Below are 15,485 nucleotides of genomic sequence, written 5' to 3'. Positions count from 1 at the left end.
TATTACGGCAATGGGCAAGGGGGGCCCTCGTTCCCCTAGCTTCCTCGCCTCTTTGCTTTCTCGTCCCTTTGCTGCCTCGTCCCTTTGCTTCATTGCCCGCAGCCTCCTTGCTTCTTTCATTCCAATGGCTATCTGTGGGCAAAATATGCCACTATAGGCTCGTCAATTCGCTCGCCAATTCTGTTGACCTGCACAAATCCGTATCTTTCGAACTGCACGACCTTCCCCAGCTCCTCGGCAATCCCCGCCTCTCCCAGCCCCTCATCCACCCCATCAGGCCTCAACACTCTGACCTTGAGGCCGTTGAAAGGTGCCCAGTGGATGATCCTGATCCTCTTTCCCACATCCCTATCCAGGAACCTGGCCTTCGCCGGCTCAAGGGCTGTGATCTCCATATTGCATAGATCCTTCAGCCGGATCACATCCCCCACCCGGGAGCTCTCAAGATCACTCCTGCAGATATAGAGCTTATTTCCGGCGGGAATCTCCCTGAAGCCCCGGTCATCTGTGGGATGAAGAGGGGCACGGGCGAGCCGGGGGACATCGCCCTCGATATCAAGGTGCACTGGATCCCAGACGAAGAAGCGGCGGTTGGCCTCGGGATCGACCAGCTTCCTGTTCTCGGCATAGATCGAGTCCATGCTCAGGCTGATGTCCGTCTCCCCCACGCCCAGATCGATCATGAACCTCCGCAGGGCCTCAGGCCGGATGCCCCGGCAGCGCATCGCCCGGACAGTCGGAATGCGAGGATCATCCCAGCCGGTGTAGATGCCCTCCTCAATCGCCCGTCTCAGCTTGCTGGTGGAAAAGGAGCCGAACTGATGAATCTTGACCCTGCCCCAATGAATCACCCTGGGATACTCCCAGCCCAGATAGGAGTACAGATACCTCTGCCTGTTTCCACTGTCCGCCAGATCCTTTCCCCGGATGATGTGAGTTGTGCCGAGCAGATGGTCCTCCACCGCCGACTCAAAGTCGAGCAGAGGCCAGACCCGGTATCTGTCGCCCACCAACGGATGGGGGGTGGTGACGATCCTGAAGGCTGGCCAGTCCCGAATTGCTGGATCTCTGTGGCCCATGTCGGTCTTCAGCCGCAGGACTGCCTCTCCCTCTTTGAGGCTTCCATCCAGCATGCCTTCCCACAGCTCCAGGTTCTCCTCGATGCTCTGGCCCCTATCCCTGCACTCTATCCCCTTCTCCTTATGCTCCTTGAAGGCCGCCTGGGGGCAGCGGCAGACGTATGCTCCCCCCTGGCGGATCAACTCCTCAGCAATAGGATAATATTGATTGATTCTCTCACTGGCGGTTATCACCTGATCCGGTTTGGCACCAAGCCACTCACAGTCCTCCAAATACCAGCCATAAGCCTCGGGCATGGGCCTCTTTTTCACAGGATCGGTATCATCAAAACGAATGATGAACTTGCCGCCATACTCTCTCACATACTCCGAGTTGACGATGATCCCCCGGGCGCTGCCCAGAGTGGGCGGACCGTTGGGATTGGGGGCAAAGCGCATCACCACCCCATTCTCTGCACCCTCAAGGCTGGGCAGTCCCTTATCCGGCTCTTTTTTAGCTGAAAGCTGCAGCAGTAGCTCGGGGGCTATCTCCTCCAGCCTCCTCTTCCACTCCTCGGGGCTGGTCTTCTCCACACTGGCTAAGACCTCAGATATCAGGGGCGAGACCTCCTTTGCCCGGCTGCGAAGCTCCGGACGCTCGCCCATGAGCTTGCCCATAACCGCCCCGGCATTGGGTGCGGCATTGTACTTCACTGCGTTCTGCAGTGCATATTTCTCTATGAGCTCTCTTATCTCTTCCATTGATTGGCAGATCTTTTTCTCTCTACATTAATTTGATGCATAAATCAACCATCCCCCATCCACCATCCTCACTTCAGTGACCCCAGCTTCTCTGCCAGATGGAGTGAATCGCTGATGATCTGATCATGGTCGAAGGCCAGACGGGGCAGCTCCTCCCAGGGGAAGACCTCCGCTGACCGGGCGTCCGAGCCGGACTGGAGCTGCCCCTTACCCCGGGCAAGAAAGGCGGCAGAGACCACATGCCCCCTCGGATCGCGGGCGGGATCGGAGTAGATGCCCACCAATCCCAGCAGATCGATGTCCAGGCCGGTCTCCTCCCTGGCTTCCCTCTTCATGGCCTCCTCAACCGTCTCTCCAATCTCCACAAAACCCCCAGGAAGAGCATAGCAGCCCTGGTGAGGAGGATTGGCCCTTCTTATGAGCACAATGCCTCCCTGGAAGAGGATGACGGCATCCACAGCCAGAAGCGGGGTCTTGATATCTCTTTTCATCTCATTTCCCCTATCATATCACTTGAGCATATTCCTGATTATATTCCCGATCATATCACTTGAGCATATCCATCGATCATATCATTTGAGCATATCCATCGAGCATATCCCTGATCATATTCCTGACCATATCCTCCAGATCATTCTTATCATCAATCAGATATATTACAACCAAAAGGCTTATCTACGTCTGGGGACGGAGGTGCTTACGGCAAAGGTCGATTATAATAAAGATCCCTCCCTACCCTACATCCAGTCGACCTTCGTCCATCTTTTTATCCTCTATCCTTTTATCCTTCCTCTCTATCCTCCTTCTCTATCCTTCCTCTCTATCCTCTCTCTATCCTCTCTCTATCCTTCCTCTCTATCCTCCCTCTTTATCCCCCATCTTCGATGCTCTTGCCGGGGAAGAGGCTGAAATACCAGCCTCAACCTAACTTATTCTCATGCCGTCTTATGTCCTTAAGCTGGGTGGGAGCCTCATCGACACTGCTCGGGAATTTATGTGCGCCCTGATCACCCTCGCGGAGGAGGAGGAGGCTGGCTTCCTCGTGCTGCCCGGGGGGGGCCCGTTTGCCGATCTGATCAGGGATATTGTGGCCCAAGAGGGGCTGAGCGAGGAGGCCGCCCACTGGATGGCAGTGCTGGCTATGGAGCAGTATGCCTATTTCCTGGCTGATGGGACTGGAGCTCAGCTGACCTGCAGTCTCCGCCTTCCGGAAAAGGGAGAGGTGACCCTCTTGCTCCCTTATCGAGCTCTGACTGAGGAGGACCTCTGCCCGGAGCACTCCTGGGACTATACATCTGACTCCATAGCCCTGCTGGTGGCAGCAAGGCTTGGCATACCCCTGATCAAGGTTACAGATGTGGATGGAGTATTGATTGGCGGAGAGGTGGCGGAGGAGCTTGCTGCCTGCCAGCTCCTGGATAAGGAGAGCTGCATCGATCAAGGCACCATAAGACTGCTTTTAGGAGAGCTCTCGGGAATGAGGGTCTGGGTGCTGAACGGCTCCGACCCGGCGGCATTTGCACAGGCTTTTAGGAGCGGGAAAGGGGGCACATTTATCAACGGACAGAAGCTTTCCCCATCCGATCAACCAATGGGAAGGTTTATACAGTGAAATAGGACTACGAGGGAGGAGATAGTATGAAGAACGAACAGCCAGAGAGATGCATATCATGTGGCATAACGCTGACCGGCGTGGGCGGATCCAGGTTTCCCTGTCCAAGCTGTGGAACCGTGATTGCCAGATGCAATAGATGTAAAAAGCAGAGCAACATTTATACCTGCAAGGCCTGTGGCTTCACAGGACCATGAGGTGAAGTTAATGGGAGATGCAGCAGTAAGAATGAGGGTAATGCCTGAGAGCACAGATGTCGACCTGGAGAAGCTGGCCGAGGATATAAAGAAGGCCGTGCCCAGCTTTGCCAGAATGCATGCCATAGAACAAAAGCCCATCGCATTCGGCCTCAAAGCCTTGATCGTCGTGACTATCATGGATGACAAGGGCGGCCGCAGTCCGGATGAGATCGAGGAAGCAGTGAGAAACCTTCCCGGCGTGGAGTCCGTGGAAGTGGAAGAGGTCGGTCTCATTTAAGTGGGAAGCCGCGCCCTTCAGGACGCGGTGGTTCACACCACCTCTCTCGTTTTGGGAGATATGGGATCTGGAATCTAGGGCTTGTAGATCAGTGGTAGATCGCCGCCTTCGCAAGGCGGAGGCCACGGGTTCAAATCCCGTCAAGTCCATTTCCATCAAGCCCGTCCAAGAGCAAATTACTTAAATTTTAGTGATCAACTGTCCTGCAATGCCACTGGCCATTGATAGCTCGGAAAGAGCCGATAAGAATTCCATCCCTGCCAGTCATGGCTCGCGAACGGGAGGCAAAGATATGATAGATCTGGAGCTGATTGCCGCCAAGGAGATCCTGGCTGAGGTCTTCGACATCACATTTGCTGAGGCAGAGGAGATGATCAAGCAGCGCAGCCGGGAGAGGACCCTCTGGCCGGAGAAGTTTGCAGATAATGATATATCAAGGCAGCAAGAGAATATTGCCCAATGGGAACGCTGACCAGATTGATGAAATTGGCATTGGGTGCAGTTCTGGCAAACAAGACGATCCGAGGAGCGCTGACGAGCAGCCTGGCCGGGGCCATTAGATGGTTGACTCGCCCCTCAACCAGGGCCAAGGCAGAGACCTTTATGTCCGGTGCCGCGAAGGCGAATCCCGGAGCGAGGGCCAGCCCGCTTCTCACCATCTTCGAGGCAGCAGCCGGCCTCTTCCTATTGAGATATAAAAAGATCCGCTGGATTGCAGAATTGCTTGCATTCTCAGGCCTTGGTGCCCTTTTATGGGGTATGCTCCAAAAGAGACAGGGCGGCCTGGGGGATCAAAGCAGCAGAGGAGAGAGCTGGAAGGGGGTCCGGGTAATTGACATGGATGAATTTGATGTGGTCGACGAGGACAGATAGAAAAAGGCAATAGAAAAAGGCAATAGAAAGAGACAGTGAATGTAAAATGAGCAGATCATCCTCATTTCCATGACCCAAAAAGACAGTAGAAACGGCGGCAGAGTTTGTGCCTCCTCTGGACGCACCACCCCCCAAAGGCATAGGCTAGGGCTTCATTAGATGGAGTTGAGCCACAGCCTGATGAGCAACTGCTTTTTGACGGGCCCGATCTCCGGGCTGGATATGAGGCTGCCTGGCTGCCTGGCTGTCTGTGTCACTTCCCTGAAGGCCTCTGGAAAGAGCATCTGCTTGTAGCGGCAGACGCGAAGGTGAGATCTTGGCAAAGATATTGATTAGAGGTGGGGATCTGGATCTGGTGGAGTATGAGTTCCAGCCCTTTCTCCCGGGCCAGCACATAAAGACCCTGGGATTGGAGAGAGACTACAAGCTCACGCCAGTATCAGGTACGGTCACTGTTACCGCTCCAGGCCGCATCCATCTGACGGTACTGGATATGAACCGCTTTGCCCCCAACCGGCCAGGGGGTGGAGGAACGGGCTTTGCCCTGCAGATCTACTGCTCTGCCCAGGTGGAATGCACCCCCTCTGGCCTGGAGATCGACTATTCCCGCGAGCCAATAGTGCGCCATTTTGTAGAGGTATTTAAAAAGACAGTCGGCTATGAGGGCGGATTCAAGATAACAGTCCGCGACCACCAGAGAAAGCATGTCGGCCTCGGCTCCACTGGATCGGTCCTCTTGGCTTTGGGGCATGCCATGAACACTGCTTTGGGCTCCCCCCTGAACAGAGAGCAGATCCGCCTGCTCATCGGTCACAACTACGTGGAAGAGACAGAGGATGGCCGGGTTGCCAATGGCTTTGAGACCGGCGTGGGCCCGGCAGCAGCCACCTATGGAGGCATGGTCATAACCGGCGATGAGCTGGCCCTCGTCTACCAGCAACGATTTGCCGAAGGCAAGAATGTCTTTGTCACCATCCCCCCCACCATCGTCTCCTCCGCCGGCCGCTCTGAGTTCGATCTGCTCATGAACCGGGCCAGAAATCTCGACTATCAGGACCGGGAGCTGAAAGCTTATCTGTTGCTCATGGATCTCATCCCCGCTCTGGAGAAGGACGACCTGAAAAAGATCGGCGATATCATCTGGGAGATAGAGTTCCGGGGCTCAAAGAGAGCAGAGGTGGAGCACCACGGCTTTGAGATCTACCGCTATATGAGCATCCTTCGAGATGCAGGCCTGGAGTTCGTGGGAATGAGTTCTGTTGGCCCTTCCATCGCTATTGTCACTGAACGCAGCCGGGATGAGGTGGCGAAGATAATCGAACCTCTGGGCCTCGAGATCGCTGTGGAGACCAAAGTGGATAATACAGGCTTGAAGGTCAGAGTGGATTGAGCTGGCCTCAAAATAGTGCCGCCATTGACGTTCAGTTCAACCTCACCAAGTAGCCCTCTGGGGGTCATTGCATTCAAGGGAGTTCACTTGGCATCGTCTAGAGCAGCTGATTCAGCTGGCCCCTCAGCCTGTCATCCCTGCATCCCAGCCATTCCGGCTTAGCTATCTTCTGGTTCATCGGCCTTCCATCGATCCGGTGCAGAATGATTGTATATCGTAATCAGTTGACCAGTTAATATTCTTTGGATCAAGCACGCCGATGAGAAATAATGTTAATAAAATAAATATATATAATAAATAATATTAAAATACATCTGAAGGATCTGAAAAAACTCAGGGACTTTTGTATCAACGCAATTATATTATATTTCCACGATCACCAGCGAGCCGCAGGGGATGGCGGGCAAAGGCGGGAGCGGCTCTGAGGGGGTGATGGGAGAGGAGGGGGTGATGGAGTGGACTGTGGGTGCGTTCATTTTTTCAGGCCTGATTCAGAGGGAGTTCGATCTATCCGTGCAAGCTGCTTTTTTTTTGGACGCCGCGCGCGGTGAAACGCGCGATAATTCCCTGAGCCCCCTCAACGCCGGGGTGGCTTGGATACAATCGAGGCGATCCGTTGATCGTTTCTGATATATCTGAGCTAATATTCTCCAGCCGGGCCTGGTTGAACTGTGAGCTTTCACTGCAGTCCGAGCCCTTAGCCCTATTTCTCCACCGGCAGCGTCACATCCACCACCTGGCCCATTGTCCACTGTGGGTTGTGGCTGGCCACGATGACTGCTCCGAGGCGCGGATCGACGGAATCGCTGCCGCAGGCGAAGCGTGCAATTCATGCAGCGCCATACCGTAGCGCCAGATGGGGGCCCGGCCCTCCACGATGACGAGCGAGCCGCGGGGGATGGCGGGCAAAGGCGGGAGCGGTTCGGCGGGGGTGATGGGAGAGGAGGGGGTGATGGAGTGGACTGTGGGTGCGTTCATTTTTTCAGGCCTGATTCAAAGAGAGTTCGATCTATTCGTGCAAGCTGCTTTTTTGGACGCCGCCCGTGGTGAAACGCATGGTAATGCCCGGCGCCCCCTCAGCGCCGGGGTGGCTTGGATCTAGCAGTATTGACTGGTTGAGATAGCAGCGGAATTGCAGCCTGGCCCCAGAGGGCTATAAAATGAATATTATTCTCTCGCTGGGCCAGGGTTCTCTCATCTGCCCCCTCTGTCGGATGGCGCTATTTCAAGAAAGTCGATTTATATTTATGATACGAGCTGTTTTTTTTGGGCAACGCGAGTCGGCCCTTCGGGCCTCCCGCGGTAGTGCCCTGGCCCCCTCAGCGCCGGGGTGGCTTGGATACAATCGGGGCGATCCGTTGATCGTTTCTGATATATCTGAGCTAATATTCTCCAGCCGGGCCCGGTTGAACTGTGAGCTTTCACTGCAGTTCGAGCCCTTAGCCCTATTTCTCCACCGGCAGCGTCACATCCACCACCTGGCCACCTGTCACTCCTGGCTTTGGGTGGCCACTGCCACTACCCCCAGTCGGAGATCGTAAAAAGCGATGTCTGCCGCAGGGGAAGCGAAATTTGTGCAGTGCCGTTCCAAGTACAAGATGGGTGCTTTGCCCTTCATGATCATCAGCGAGCCGTTGTGGATTTTTGATATAATCGACAGGAACTTTGTCAATGTAAGATAGTGAGAAAAACCATCGATATATATTATATAAATGAATTATCAACTGAGTCAAACACAACAACCAGAATCTTTATAAAGATTAAGTTCGCCTTTTTCTATGATGCATGATGCTTTTAGAACGCCTAGATCAAAGCCCTTTATTGCTGAACTCCATGATATTGGAAAACTCGTTGACGTATCCGCTCTAAAAAGATCAGGATTAGATAAAGTCAAAGGCCATACATATCATAAATTTGACTTATCTCAATTGGGAATTGAAGCACCAGCATCTCCCAGTTGGTTGGGACAATGGCATGATGAATTTAAAAGTTTAGAAAAAAAATCAGGTTTGCCAGCTAACATTGATGACAAAGGAAGAGCATGCCTATTATTAACAGTAATATCGGATAGACTTGCTTCAACAATTAGCCGTACTCGCGTTGCTGGCGAAGAAAAACCTGGCTTTGATAGGATTCTTGAGGGAGTGAACCTGCTTTGGCGACCTAACTATTATAAAGAGGAACAGATGAAAGGCAATCATTGGGCGGCATTTCGTACACCAAATGAGCTAAAAGAAATGTTCAATTTCATAGACGACTGCGAAAGCCCAGAAGATTTTTTTACCAAGTATAAAATTAGCCTTTCGCTTACGCCTGAAGATAAATCGGTTCCAAGAAATATTATTCCATTAAGAACTCATTTAGATTTAACTGGCAAAATTTTCAGGGTTCTTTTGTATTGGACTCAAATCAACAACGAAAACGGTATGTTAAAGTTAAAATATGATAATCAAGAAATAACAAGCTTTCCTCAAGCCGCAGGTGGAAGAATCAATGAAAATAATAAAGGTAAGTGGATATTCCGTTTGATAAAGTGTTATGTGCGATTTCCACAATCTATTGCTCGTTTACAGGATTTGAATGTACTTGAGTTGCGTGGGGAAATGATAAGAAAGATTGTTGATGATCAAAAACTAAATGGTGATCCAGAATGTCAGCCTTACGCAGTCCTCTTTAACACAGATGATTTTCTTTGCTTGATTCTACCTAGAGAGAATATTTTAGATATAGCAGATATAGTAAATCCACTTCTACAAAAGGGATTCTGGATAGAATATGAAGAATTGGAAGCGGAACTAAATCTGATAACGAGTAATGGAGCAAAAGCGCGTGAGCAGTTGATTGCCATCAATAACGGGGATCGATCCGCAGCCAGGAAAAAACGCTATCTAGAACTTCGTCGTGGATATTTATGGCCAAATATAAGTGAAATAATTGAACCACCACTATGTGATCTTTGTCAGCAAAGACGAGGTGAGAGATATATCAAAGATCAAATCACTGAGTGGCTTTGTCCTATTTGTTATGGGATTAGAAAAATGGGGGAACCAGCTAAAATAATATCTGAGTGGGAGGATGCCGAAAAACAAGTCCTTTGGCTTAAAGTGTCATTGGATCAGGAGCAATTAGCGCGATACTTGCAACTGCTTTTTGATAAATATATCGATAATGGCCCAGGAATGGCAGAAGTACCTCTTGAAGCACGTGAAGAGTTTAAGAAAAATTTCAGACCATTGGCAGCTCAGATGGAATTTATTGATCAGTATCGCACATTTCTAAAAGAATTTAGGGATATACTATGTAAAGAGAACGAACATTTCTCACAAATGACTATTGATATCCAAACCGATGCAATTACGTATCCAATAAAAAATTATAATGAGTTAACTGTTATCCGCCTTGATAAAAATGAGATACTTGGACAAATCCTAGATGCATTCTACTCTCTTTTGCAGAGATGGTTCCCAGAATGTTTAGAAGATTGTCCCATCAGGCTTGCCGCCAGCCTTGGAAACATAAAATATCCATATCAAGAGCATTGGCGATTCTTTGAGAAACCGCAATTATCAGGATCCGTTTTTCGTCTACAACAACCCGGAACTCATATTGTTGAACTTAAATCAAGTCAATTCCTGGCTCTAAGGAACAAATTGAGGGGCGATAAGCTCAGCCATGCATTACATCAATTGGCCGTTGTTGAGACAGATGCGGGCGATTTGACAGCGATGATTCAGGCATTGAATCAGCGAAAACGTTTTCCTGAAATATTTGAATTGATGTGGCAAAACAAGCTAAGTCTTCGACAAATCCTTGACTTTTATAGTCTTGTTGGTACCAGATCAAAGGAGATGACTGCACATGTCAAATAACAGATCAAGATTGCCAAGCTTTCTAAGATTGCATTTGACCACATTAGCAGTCGCCATTGGTGAAAGAGTAAAAAAAGGAACCTTTCGTCCATGTGTTGAGACCATTCCGACATCAACCCTAATGGGATGCTTCTTTGAGCATTTTGGATTCAGAGATTTTGTTGCTATTGGCTTCTTTGACGAAGATAGCTATCAAAAGAAACTTCATACTTATGCTCCATTCGATTCCGCCATTGGGACTGCAAAGCTTCCCTTGGTCATCGAATATCTTGCACCAAAAGATGGGATTAAGGAAATAACGGGTGACATCTATGTAGCAGCCTCTGATGAAACACGTTGTATCTTTAATGATAATAGCGATTATCTGGTTTCGATCGGTGCAATGAGGTCGAAGGGCTTCGGACAATTGCGATTGCGCTTGAAGCAAGAGGTACAGCCGATGACTAAGATTGGCTACCTAAGAGGTCGTCTCCGAGAAAATGATGCTTTGGCATTCGGAATCGATCCAAAAAGAGATATAATCAGCCCTAATTATGGTTACCTATTCCGACCAGACATGCATAGGATAAGTGGACACTATGAGAGGGCAATTCTTCCGGGGACCATTTTGGAGGGACCAGATTTTTTGATTGGAGAGGAATATCAATATGATCGCTAATCCTATTGAAGAAGCTATACATGATGCTCTAAATGATCGGCGTATATTCTGGATGCCGCAGGAATTGATCGATGAGGCAGATTTTTGCAGACTGAAGGATGCTTTATCCAAGAATGATACGAGCCAAGCACTACAGTTAGTGCGCCAATCACAAGACGTTGTTAGAGAAAAAATTGCCAGGGAACGCGATCCCAATAGGAAACGTCATCTTGAGGATGCCCGAAGGCTCTTAAGCGGCCTTGAAAATCGCATAGTGCAAGATTCATCTTTCGTTCGAAGCCTTCTAGATCAATTGGAAAGTTTTGGCCCAGTAATTTGCAATCTTCCAAACATGGAGGATTTCGGTAAGATTATTGAAGGACATAGTCAATCAGTAGCGGAACATTTTTTCTTATCCAAGATACAGAAGGAAAAGGATGCTCGGAGGCGACAAGCATTGGTGGCACTACTTGAAATTGTAAGGAACCTCTATAACCAGAGGGTAGAGCCGCTCGAAATTGCTTTTTTTGTTCGCAAAATTAATTCATTAAGTGAATTTGTGGAGGTCTTAAAATGACAACATATATCCAATCCTTGACGCAAATGCCTAAGCTAGAAAAGATGGGTAACCAGGGCATCTTTGTCTTACCACTAAAAATAGAAGTTGAAGAAGGATCATTTCTGCATCTTGGCGGAACACCCTCACCACTCACAGAGAAAAAACAGCCTGTATTCAGCGTGGATGGTCAACCTGTTATCCCTGCTTCATCTTTTAAAGGGGCCTTCAGGCAGCAGGTCGAATGGCATTTAATAGAGAAAAAGGATTCCTTAGCAAAAAAACTTAATTTAGCCAATGATGCGATGGACCTGCTAAAGCCATCTATTCCTTCTCCGAGACCCTCAAAAGCAGAACAGGATCTATTTTCAAAGGGATATCGCAGAGAAAATTCAGAAATTAAAGTAGAAGATGATAGGATCATTATTCCAAAAAATAATCGGGGACTTATTGGTTTGTGCCCGGTATCTTACTTCTTTGGTGCAACGGGATTAGAGGGTTTCCTGCGAATTGATAACTTCTTCTCTGTACCAGGTGAATTGCGTATAGATCAAACCAGAATACGTATTGATCGTCAGTCTAAGACGGCTGCACCCGGAGCTATCGTAACTGGTGAGCTGGTGAAACCAGGTTCAGTATTTACGGGAAATATAACCATTATGGAGCAAAGGCAAAGTGCAACCTTTGGACAATGTCGTGAGATCGGTGGTGTTAAAGTTGATCTATGGCTGGCAAATTGGGCGGAACCAAACGAAGTTGAGCGTCAGCTAGTGTTGCTGAACGAGATAGTAATTCCCTCTTTAAATAATATTAAAATCCTTGGTGGACAAAAAAGTTTGGGTGGAGGAAAGGTCAAAATAGAGCTAAATATTTGACATCAGTTTATCGAATAAAATCCCCCCATCCCAAAATGCCCCCCGTACCCCACCGCCACCGGCCCCTGCACCTGCTCCGCGAAGCGGATGCGAAAGCCATATCCTGCCCCGTCCGCCGCCGGCTTTCCCTGCCCCTTCTCCCTCCGCCTGATGAAGGCATGCCAGGGGACGTCCCGCCCGCCCGAGGAGGTGCAGGGCACGGGCTCCACATCCGCTGGATCGGGAAATCCTGCCAGCCGGAGGAGTCGCCGTAGATCGTGCTCCGGGCTGCCGATCTGCAGTCCCCGCGCGTCGCGCTTGGGCACGCCCGCCCGAGTGACCTTGGGATGGCGCGTGGGCAGAAAGGGCATGCGCGAGATCCACGATCTTGATTTAGCCAGGAGAGGGCACTCGTTTTTTTCCTGATCAGTCCCTCCAAAGTCCTCAGGCCTGCCCAAGCCCAGCAGAGCCAATTGAACGCCGGACTCCTTCTCATCATAAATCTCTTTCAACCTGTGCAGGGCCCACTGTTCCGGAAAACGAAATCCCACAGGAGCGTAAACTGTAATATGTGTGATCTCTCCCTGGCCATCCTGCCCCTGGCCTCGATTCGACTGGCAGAAGATGTGAGCGTGACCATGTCCCTGCAACGGCTTGTGCGATCTATCGCAGCCCGTGAAGACCGGGGAGCCATTGGAGAGTTCTGCCAGAGCCCGGTGAGCTGTCTCCGCAAAGATAATGGTTTCTGTAAGTCGCGGCGGACTCTGGCCTGTTAAGGCGTAGCGCGCCACAGTAAGCTTCAAGGCAGTCTCCTCGCTCCATCGAAAAGCAGCAATACAAAAGCTGGTGAGAAGATGGTTTCGTGCTCTCCTTTTGAGATACAATCGGAATTGAATTCGCCGACAGACTTCAGAAAGCTCAATTCATTCTCCCCAACAGGCAATATATTTGCTTATAGATAAAGCTTTTTATCGGATACTTCATTCATTTAATTCTGAAGAATGATAAGATCTTTAATAGATTATGTTGAAATGAGGATTAGCAAATATTGATTACCGGTATTTTGTTCCAAGTTTCAAGCTGTGAGGTATTCATTTAAAAAGAAGGGTCTCATGAATTTTCGTGTCAACGCAATTTATATATCAAATCGGAGCTGAGACGATTAATACTGATAGATCGATAGATCTTGTCGCAGGCGGTTGTAGCTATTGAGGAGCTGATTAGAGGAGCGGATGGCGATGGCCGGAGATAATGGTACATCCAAGTCAGCAGACAAGCAAATAGAAAATAGCAAAAATAGGATGCATAGCATGCATAACATGGCCGGGATGCATGACCGGACCTCAGGGGAGGAGACGGCTGATGCAGGCAGGGATGGCCCTGGCCATGAGATGAAAGACAAGAGCACTGGCAGCCATCAGGCAATGCCCCATAAGGAACACCAGGGCGGGCATATTGGCCATTTTGCAGAGGATTTCAAGAGAAGGTTTATGATCTCTTTGATGGTCACAGTCCCCATCCTCGCCCTCTCCCCCATGGTGCAGCATTTGCTGGGCTTCAAGCTGGAGTTTCCCGGCTCCATCATCCTGCTCTTCTTATTGTCTACCTTTGTGTATTTTTATGGGGGATATCCCTTCCTCAAGGGGTTTGTCAGGGAAATCAAAGAGCATAATCCTGGCATGATGACCCTGATCGCCATAGCCATCAGCGCAGCCTATTTTTACAGCTCGGCAGTGGTATTCGGCCTCCCGGGAGAGATCTTCTTTTGGGAGCTGGCTACACTGATAGTCATCATGCTTCTCGGCCACTGGATTGAGATGCGCTCTGTGCTGGGAGCCTCCCGCGCTCTGGAGGAGCTGGCCAGGATCATGCCATCCGCCGCCCACCTGATCCAAGATGGCCGCACTGTGGAGGTGAGGATTGAGGAGCTGAGGCCGGGAGACAGGATCCAGGTCAAGCCGGGGGAGAAGATACCGGTGGACGGAGTGGTATCCGAAGGGAAAAGCAGCGTCAATGAGTCAATGCTCACCGGCGAGTCCAGGCCCCTGGCCAAGAAAAAGGGAGATAAGGTCATTGGCGGGTCCATCAACGGCGAGGGCTCATTGCTGGTAGAGACGGAAAAGGTGGGAGAGGAGAGCTACCTAAGCCAGGTCATCAAGCTGGTCAGAGAAGCCCAGGAGAGCAAATCAAGAACCCAGGACCTGGCGGATAGAGCTGCTCGCCTGCTCACAATCATATCATTGAGTGTGAGCGCCATCACCCTTCTGGTCTGGCTCTACTTCAGCCGGGATTCAGCATTCGCTGTGGAGAGGGCGGTGACGGTGATGGTCATATCCTGCCCCCATGCTCTGGGCCTGGCAGTCCCTTTAGTGGTGGCAGTCTCCACCTCTCTGGCGGCAAAGTCAGGTCTGCTGATCAGGGACAGATCCGCCTTTGAAACGGCCAGGGGGCTGGAGGCAGTGATATTTGACAAGACCGGCACCCTGACCGAGGGCAAATTCGGGGTCACTGATGTCATCACCTTCTCTGAGCTGGATAAGGATGAGGTGCTGAGGATAGCTGCATCCCTGGAGGAGAGCTCAGAGCACCCCATCGCCAGAGGGATTGTGAGAGGTTCACGGGATGCTGGCCTTGAGCCGGTCCGTATCGATGACTTCAAGGCAATCCCCGGCAAAGGGATAGAGGGCCGGATCGGAGAAGAGAGATGGAAGGTTGTGAGCCCAGGCTACCTGAAGGAGAGTGGAATCGATATCAAGGATGATAGCCTGGATAAATATGCCGGGCAGGATAAGACCGTCGTCTTCCTGCTCTCAGAGGAGCGGCCCGTCGGGGCCATAGCCCTGGCGGACGTGATAAGGAGGGAGTCAAGAGAGGCCATCGAGAGGCTAAAAGGAATGAATATCAGATGCATGATGCTCACTGGAGACAATCGATTCGTCGCCAGGTGGGTGGCGGAAGATCTGGGTCTGGACGACTATTTCGCAGAGGTTCTGCCCCACGAGAAGGCCCGGACGGTGAGGGGTGTCCAGAAGGATTATGTTGTCGCCATGGTGGGAGATGGAGTGAATGATGCTCCTGCACTGGTGAGCGCTGATGTGGGCATTGCCATCGGCGCGGGCACAGATGTCGCTGTTGAGTCAGCGGATATAATCCTGGTCAGGAACGATCCAAGGGATGTTGCGAACATAATCCGCCTCTCGAAGAAGACCTACAGAAAGATGACTCAGAACCTGATCTGGGCGACGGGCTACAATGCCCTGGCCATTCCCCTGGCGGCAGGCATCCTGTACAGCCAGGGGATTCTGCTCAGCTCCGCCCTCGGTGCCATTCTGATGAGCGCCAGCACTGTGATCGTGGCTGTGAATGCCAGGTTTCTGGATGATATATGATAAAGGGT

General features: G+C 50.6%; 17 protein-coding genes, 1 tRNA gene and 1 pseudogene. 12 read left to right on the top strand and 7 right to left on the bottom strand.

What is annotated here, in order from left to right; genetic code table 11:
* Nucleotides 1-128: 128 nt before the first annotated feature.
* Together IPI63_RS12415 and IPI63_RS12410 are read right to left on the bottom strand one after the other, a co-directional pair.
* Entirely contained in the window at nucleotides 129-1,832 is a 1,704-nt protein-coding gene (locus tag IPI63_RS12415) for a glutamate--tRNA ligase (RefSeq protein WP_366851115.1), read from the bottom strand.
* A 56-nt stretch (nucleotides 1,833-1,888) separates the two neighbouring features.
* A complete protein-coding gene (locus IPI63_RS12410) occupies nucleotides 1,889-2,311 on the bottom strand; it encodes an NUDIX hydrolase (RefSeq protein ID WP_214065587.1) in 423 nt (140 codons plus the stop codon).
* A 446-nt stretch (nucleotides 2,312-2,757) separates the two neighbouring features.
* On the opposite strand from IPI63_RS12410, the gene IPI63_RS12405 reads away from it, so the two are divergent.
* The 6 genes from IPI63_RS12405 to IPI63_RS12380 all read left to right on the top strand — a co-directional run bounded on the left by IPI63_RS12405 (nucleotide 2,758) and on the right by IPI63_RS12380 (nucleotide 4,782).
* Nucleotides 2,758-3,432 carry a uridylate kinase gene (locus IPI63_RS12405; RefSeq protein WP_292478731.1) on the top strand — a complete coding sequence of 225 codons (675 nt, stop codon included), beginning with the start codon at nucleotides 2,758-2,760 and terminating at the stop codon, nucleotides 3,430-3,432.
* A gap of 26 nt (nucleotides 3,433-3,458) precedes the next feature.
* The gene (locus IPI63_RS12400; RefSeq protein ID WP_214066263.1) at nucleotides 3,459-3,629 is read left to right on the top strand and encodes an HVO_2753 family zinc finger protein; all 171 of its coding nucleotides are present in this window, start codon (nucleotides 3,459-3,461) and stop codon (nucleotides 3,627-3,629) included.
* Entirely contained in the window at nucleotides 3,556-3,909 is a 354-nt protein-coding gene (locus IPI63_RS12395; protein WP_292478730.1) for an elongation factor 1-beta, read from the top strand. The genes IPI63_RS12400 and IPI63_RS12395 overlap by 74 nt, the downstream gene beginning before the upstream one ends.
* Before the next feature lie 77 nt (nucleotides 3,910-3,986).
* Nucleotides 3,987-4,058, top strand: a tRNA-Ala gene (locus IPI63_RS12390).
* 143 nt (nucleotides 4,059-4,201) lie between these two features.
* The gene (locus tag IPI63_RS12385; RefSeq protein ID WP_214066264.1) at nucleotides 4,202-4,381 is read left to right on the top strand and encodes a hypothetical protein; all 180 of its coding nucleotides are present in this window, start codon (nucleotides 4,202-4,204) and stop codon (nucleotides 4,379-4,381) included.
* Nucleotides 4,369-4,782, top strand: a complete 414-nt coding sequence (locus IPI63_RS12380) for a hypothetical protein (RefSeq protein ID WP_292478728.1) — start codon at nucleotides 4,369-4,371, stop codon at nucleotides 4,780-4,782. The genes IPI63_RS12385 and IPI63_RS12380 overlap by 13 nt, the downstream gene beginning before the upstream one ends.
* A 155-nt stretch (nucleotides 4,783-4,937) precedes the next feature.
* Here the strand turns inward: IPI63_RS12380 and IPI63_RS12375 are convergent, their stop codons facing one another.
* Nucleotides 4,938-5,105, bottom strand: a complete 168-nt coding sequence (locus IPI63_RS12375) for a hypothetical protein (protein WP_292478727.1) — start codon at nucleotides 5,103-5,105, stop codon at nucleotides 4,938-4,940.
* On the opposite strand from IPI63_RS12375, the gene IPI63_RS12370 reads away from it, so the two are divergent.
* Complete coding sequence (locus IPI63_RS12370; RefSeq protein WP_292478726.1) at nucleotides 5,099-6,172, top strand: GHMP kinase; 1,074 nt, start codon at nucleotides 5,099-5,101, stop codon at nucleotides 6,170-6,172. The two genes, IPI63_RS12375 and IPI63_RS12370, sit on opposite strands and share 7 nt — an antisense overlap.
* A 703-nt stretch (nucleotides 6,173-6,875) precedes the next feature.
* Here IPI63_RS12370 and IPI63_RS12365 read toward each other — a convergent pair.
* The 3 genes and pseudogenes from IPI63_RS12365 to IPI63_RS13065 form a co-directional block, all read right to left on the bottom strand.
* Nucleotides 6,876-6,944: a hypothetical protein gene (locus IPI63_RS12365; RefSeq protein WP_292478814.1), complete on the bottom strand. Its 69-nt coding sequence runs from the start codon at nucleotides 6,942-6,944 to the stop codon at nucleotides 6,876-6,878.
* An 89-nt stretch (nucleotides 6,945-7,033) separates the two neighbouring features.
* Nucleotides 7,034-7,150: pseudogene (locus IPI63_RS12360) on the bottom strand (CRISPR-associated protein Csx3); the annotation flags it as partial.
* Between the two features lie 511 nt (nucleotides 7,151-7,661).
* Complete coding sequence (locus tag IPI63_RS13065) at nucleotides 7,662-7,844, bottom strand: CRISPR-associated protein Csx3 (protein ID WP_366851090.1); 183 nt, start codon at nucleotides 7,842-7,844, stop codon at nucleotides 7,662-7,664.
* Nucleotides 7,845-7,950: 106 nt separating this feature from the next.
* Here IPI63_RS13065 and IPI63_RS12355 point away from each other — a divergent pair, with 106 nt between their 5' ends.
* From IPI63_RS12355 to IPI63_RS12340, 4 genes are read left to right on the top strand one after another with little or no spacing between them, the layout of a single operon-like run.
* Nucleotides 7,951-10,041: a hypothetical protein gene (locus IPI63_RS12355; RefSeq protein ID WP_292478725.1), complete on the top strand. Its 2,091-nt coding sequence runs from the start codon at nucleotides 7,951-7,953 to the stop codon at nucleotides 10,039-10,041.
* Nucleotides 10,031-10,699, top strand: a complete 669-nt coding sequence (locus tag IPI63_RS12350; RefSeq protein WP_292478724.1) for a hypothetical protein — start codon at nucleotides 10,031-10,033, stop codon at nucleotides 10,697-10,699. Before IPI63_RS12355 ends, IPI63_RS12350 begins: the two co-directional genes overlap by 11 nt.
* Nucleotides 10,689-11,255 (top strand): hypothetical protein, encoded by a 567-nt coding sequence (locus IPI63_RS12345; RefSeq protein WP_292478723.1) that lies wholly within the window; start codon nucleotides 10,689-10,691, stop codon nucleotides 11,253-11,255. The genes IPI63_RS12350 and IPI63_RS12345 overlap by 11 nt, the downstream gene beginning before the upstream one ends.
* Nucleotides 11,252-12,109 (top strand): RAMP superfamily CRISPR-associated protein, encoded by an 858-nt coding sequence (locus tag IPI63_RS12340; protein WP_292478722.1) that lies wholly within the window; start codon nucleotides 11,252-11,254, stop codon nucleotides 12,107-12,109. Before IPI63_RS12345 ends, IPI63_RS12340 begins: the two co-directional genes overlap by 4 nt.
* A 2-nt stretch (nucleotides 12,110-12,111) precedes the next feature.
* Here the strand turns inward: IPI63_RS12340 and csb2 are convergent, their stop codons facing one another.
* On the bottom strand, nucleotides 12,112-12,879 hold the full coding sequence (csb2, locus tag IPI63_RS12335; RefSeq protein ID WP_292478812.1) for a type I-U CRISPR-associated protein Csb2: 768 nt from the start codon (nucleotides 12,877-12,879) through the stop codon (nucleotides 12,112-12,114).
* 510 nt (nucleotides 12,880-13,389) lie between these two features.
* Here csb2 and IPI63_RS12330 point away from each other — a divergent pair.
* Nucleotides 13,390-15,477 (top strand): heavy metal translocating P-type ATPase, encoded by a 2,088-nt coding sequence (locus IPI63_RS12330; protein WP_394357591.1) that lies wholly within the window; start codon nucleotides 13,390-13,392, stop codon nucleotides 15,475-15,477.
* The last annotated feature ends 8 nt before the right edge of the window (nucleotides 15,478-15,485 follow it).

Source organism: Methanothrix sp. (assembly GCF_016706325.1).
Lineage (GTDB): Archaea > Halobacteriota > Methanosarcinia > Methanotrichales > Methanotrichaceae > Methanothrix.
This window is presented reverse-complemented; position numbering and strand designations above follow the sequence as displayed.

Bases quoted from the DNA above. Each gene is read 5' to 3' on its own strand.
- IPI63_RS12350 (WP_292478724.1), top strand. From the start codon at position 10,031: ATGTCAAATAACAGATCAAGATTGCCAAGCTTTCTAAGATTGCATTTG.
- IPI63_RS12330 (WP_394357591.1), top strand. From the start codon at position 13,390: ATGCATAGCATGCATAACATGGCCGGGATGCATGACCGGACCTCAGGG.
- IPI63_RS12380 (WP_292478728.1), top strand. From the start codon at position 4,369: ATGGGAACGCTGACCAGATTGATGAAATTGGCATTGGGTGCAGTTCTG.
- IPI63_RS12410 (WP_214065587.1), bottom strand. From the start codon at position 2,311: ATGAAAAGAGATATCAAGACCCCGCTTCTGGCTGTGGATGCCGTCATC.
- IPI63_RS12355 (WP_292478725.1), top strand. From the start codon at position 7,951: ATGATGCATGATGCTTTTAGAACGCCTAGATCAAAGCCCTTTATTGCT.
- IPI63_RS12405 (WP_292478731.1), top strand. From the start codon at position 2,758: ATGCCGTCTTATGTCCTTAAGCTGGGTGGGAGCCTCATCGACACTGCT.
- IPI63_RS12385 (WP_214066264.1), top strand. From the start codon at position 4,202: ATGATAGATCTGGAGCTGATTGCCGCCAAGGAGATCCTGGCTGAGGTC.
- IPI63_RS12400 (WP_214066263.1), top strand. From the start codon at position 3,459: ATGAAGAACGAACAGCCAGAGAGATGCATATCATGTGGCATAACGCTG.
- IPI63_RS12345 (WP_292478723.1), top strand. From the start codon at position 10,689: ATGATCGCTAATCCTATTGAAGAAGCTATACATGATGCTCTAAATGAT.
- IPI63_RS12340 (WP_292478722.1), top strand. From the start codon at position 11,252: ATGACAACATATATCCAATCCTTGACGCAAATGCCTAAGCTAGAAAAG.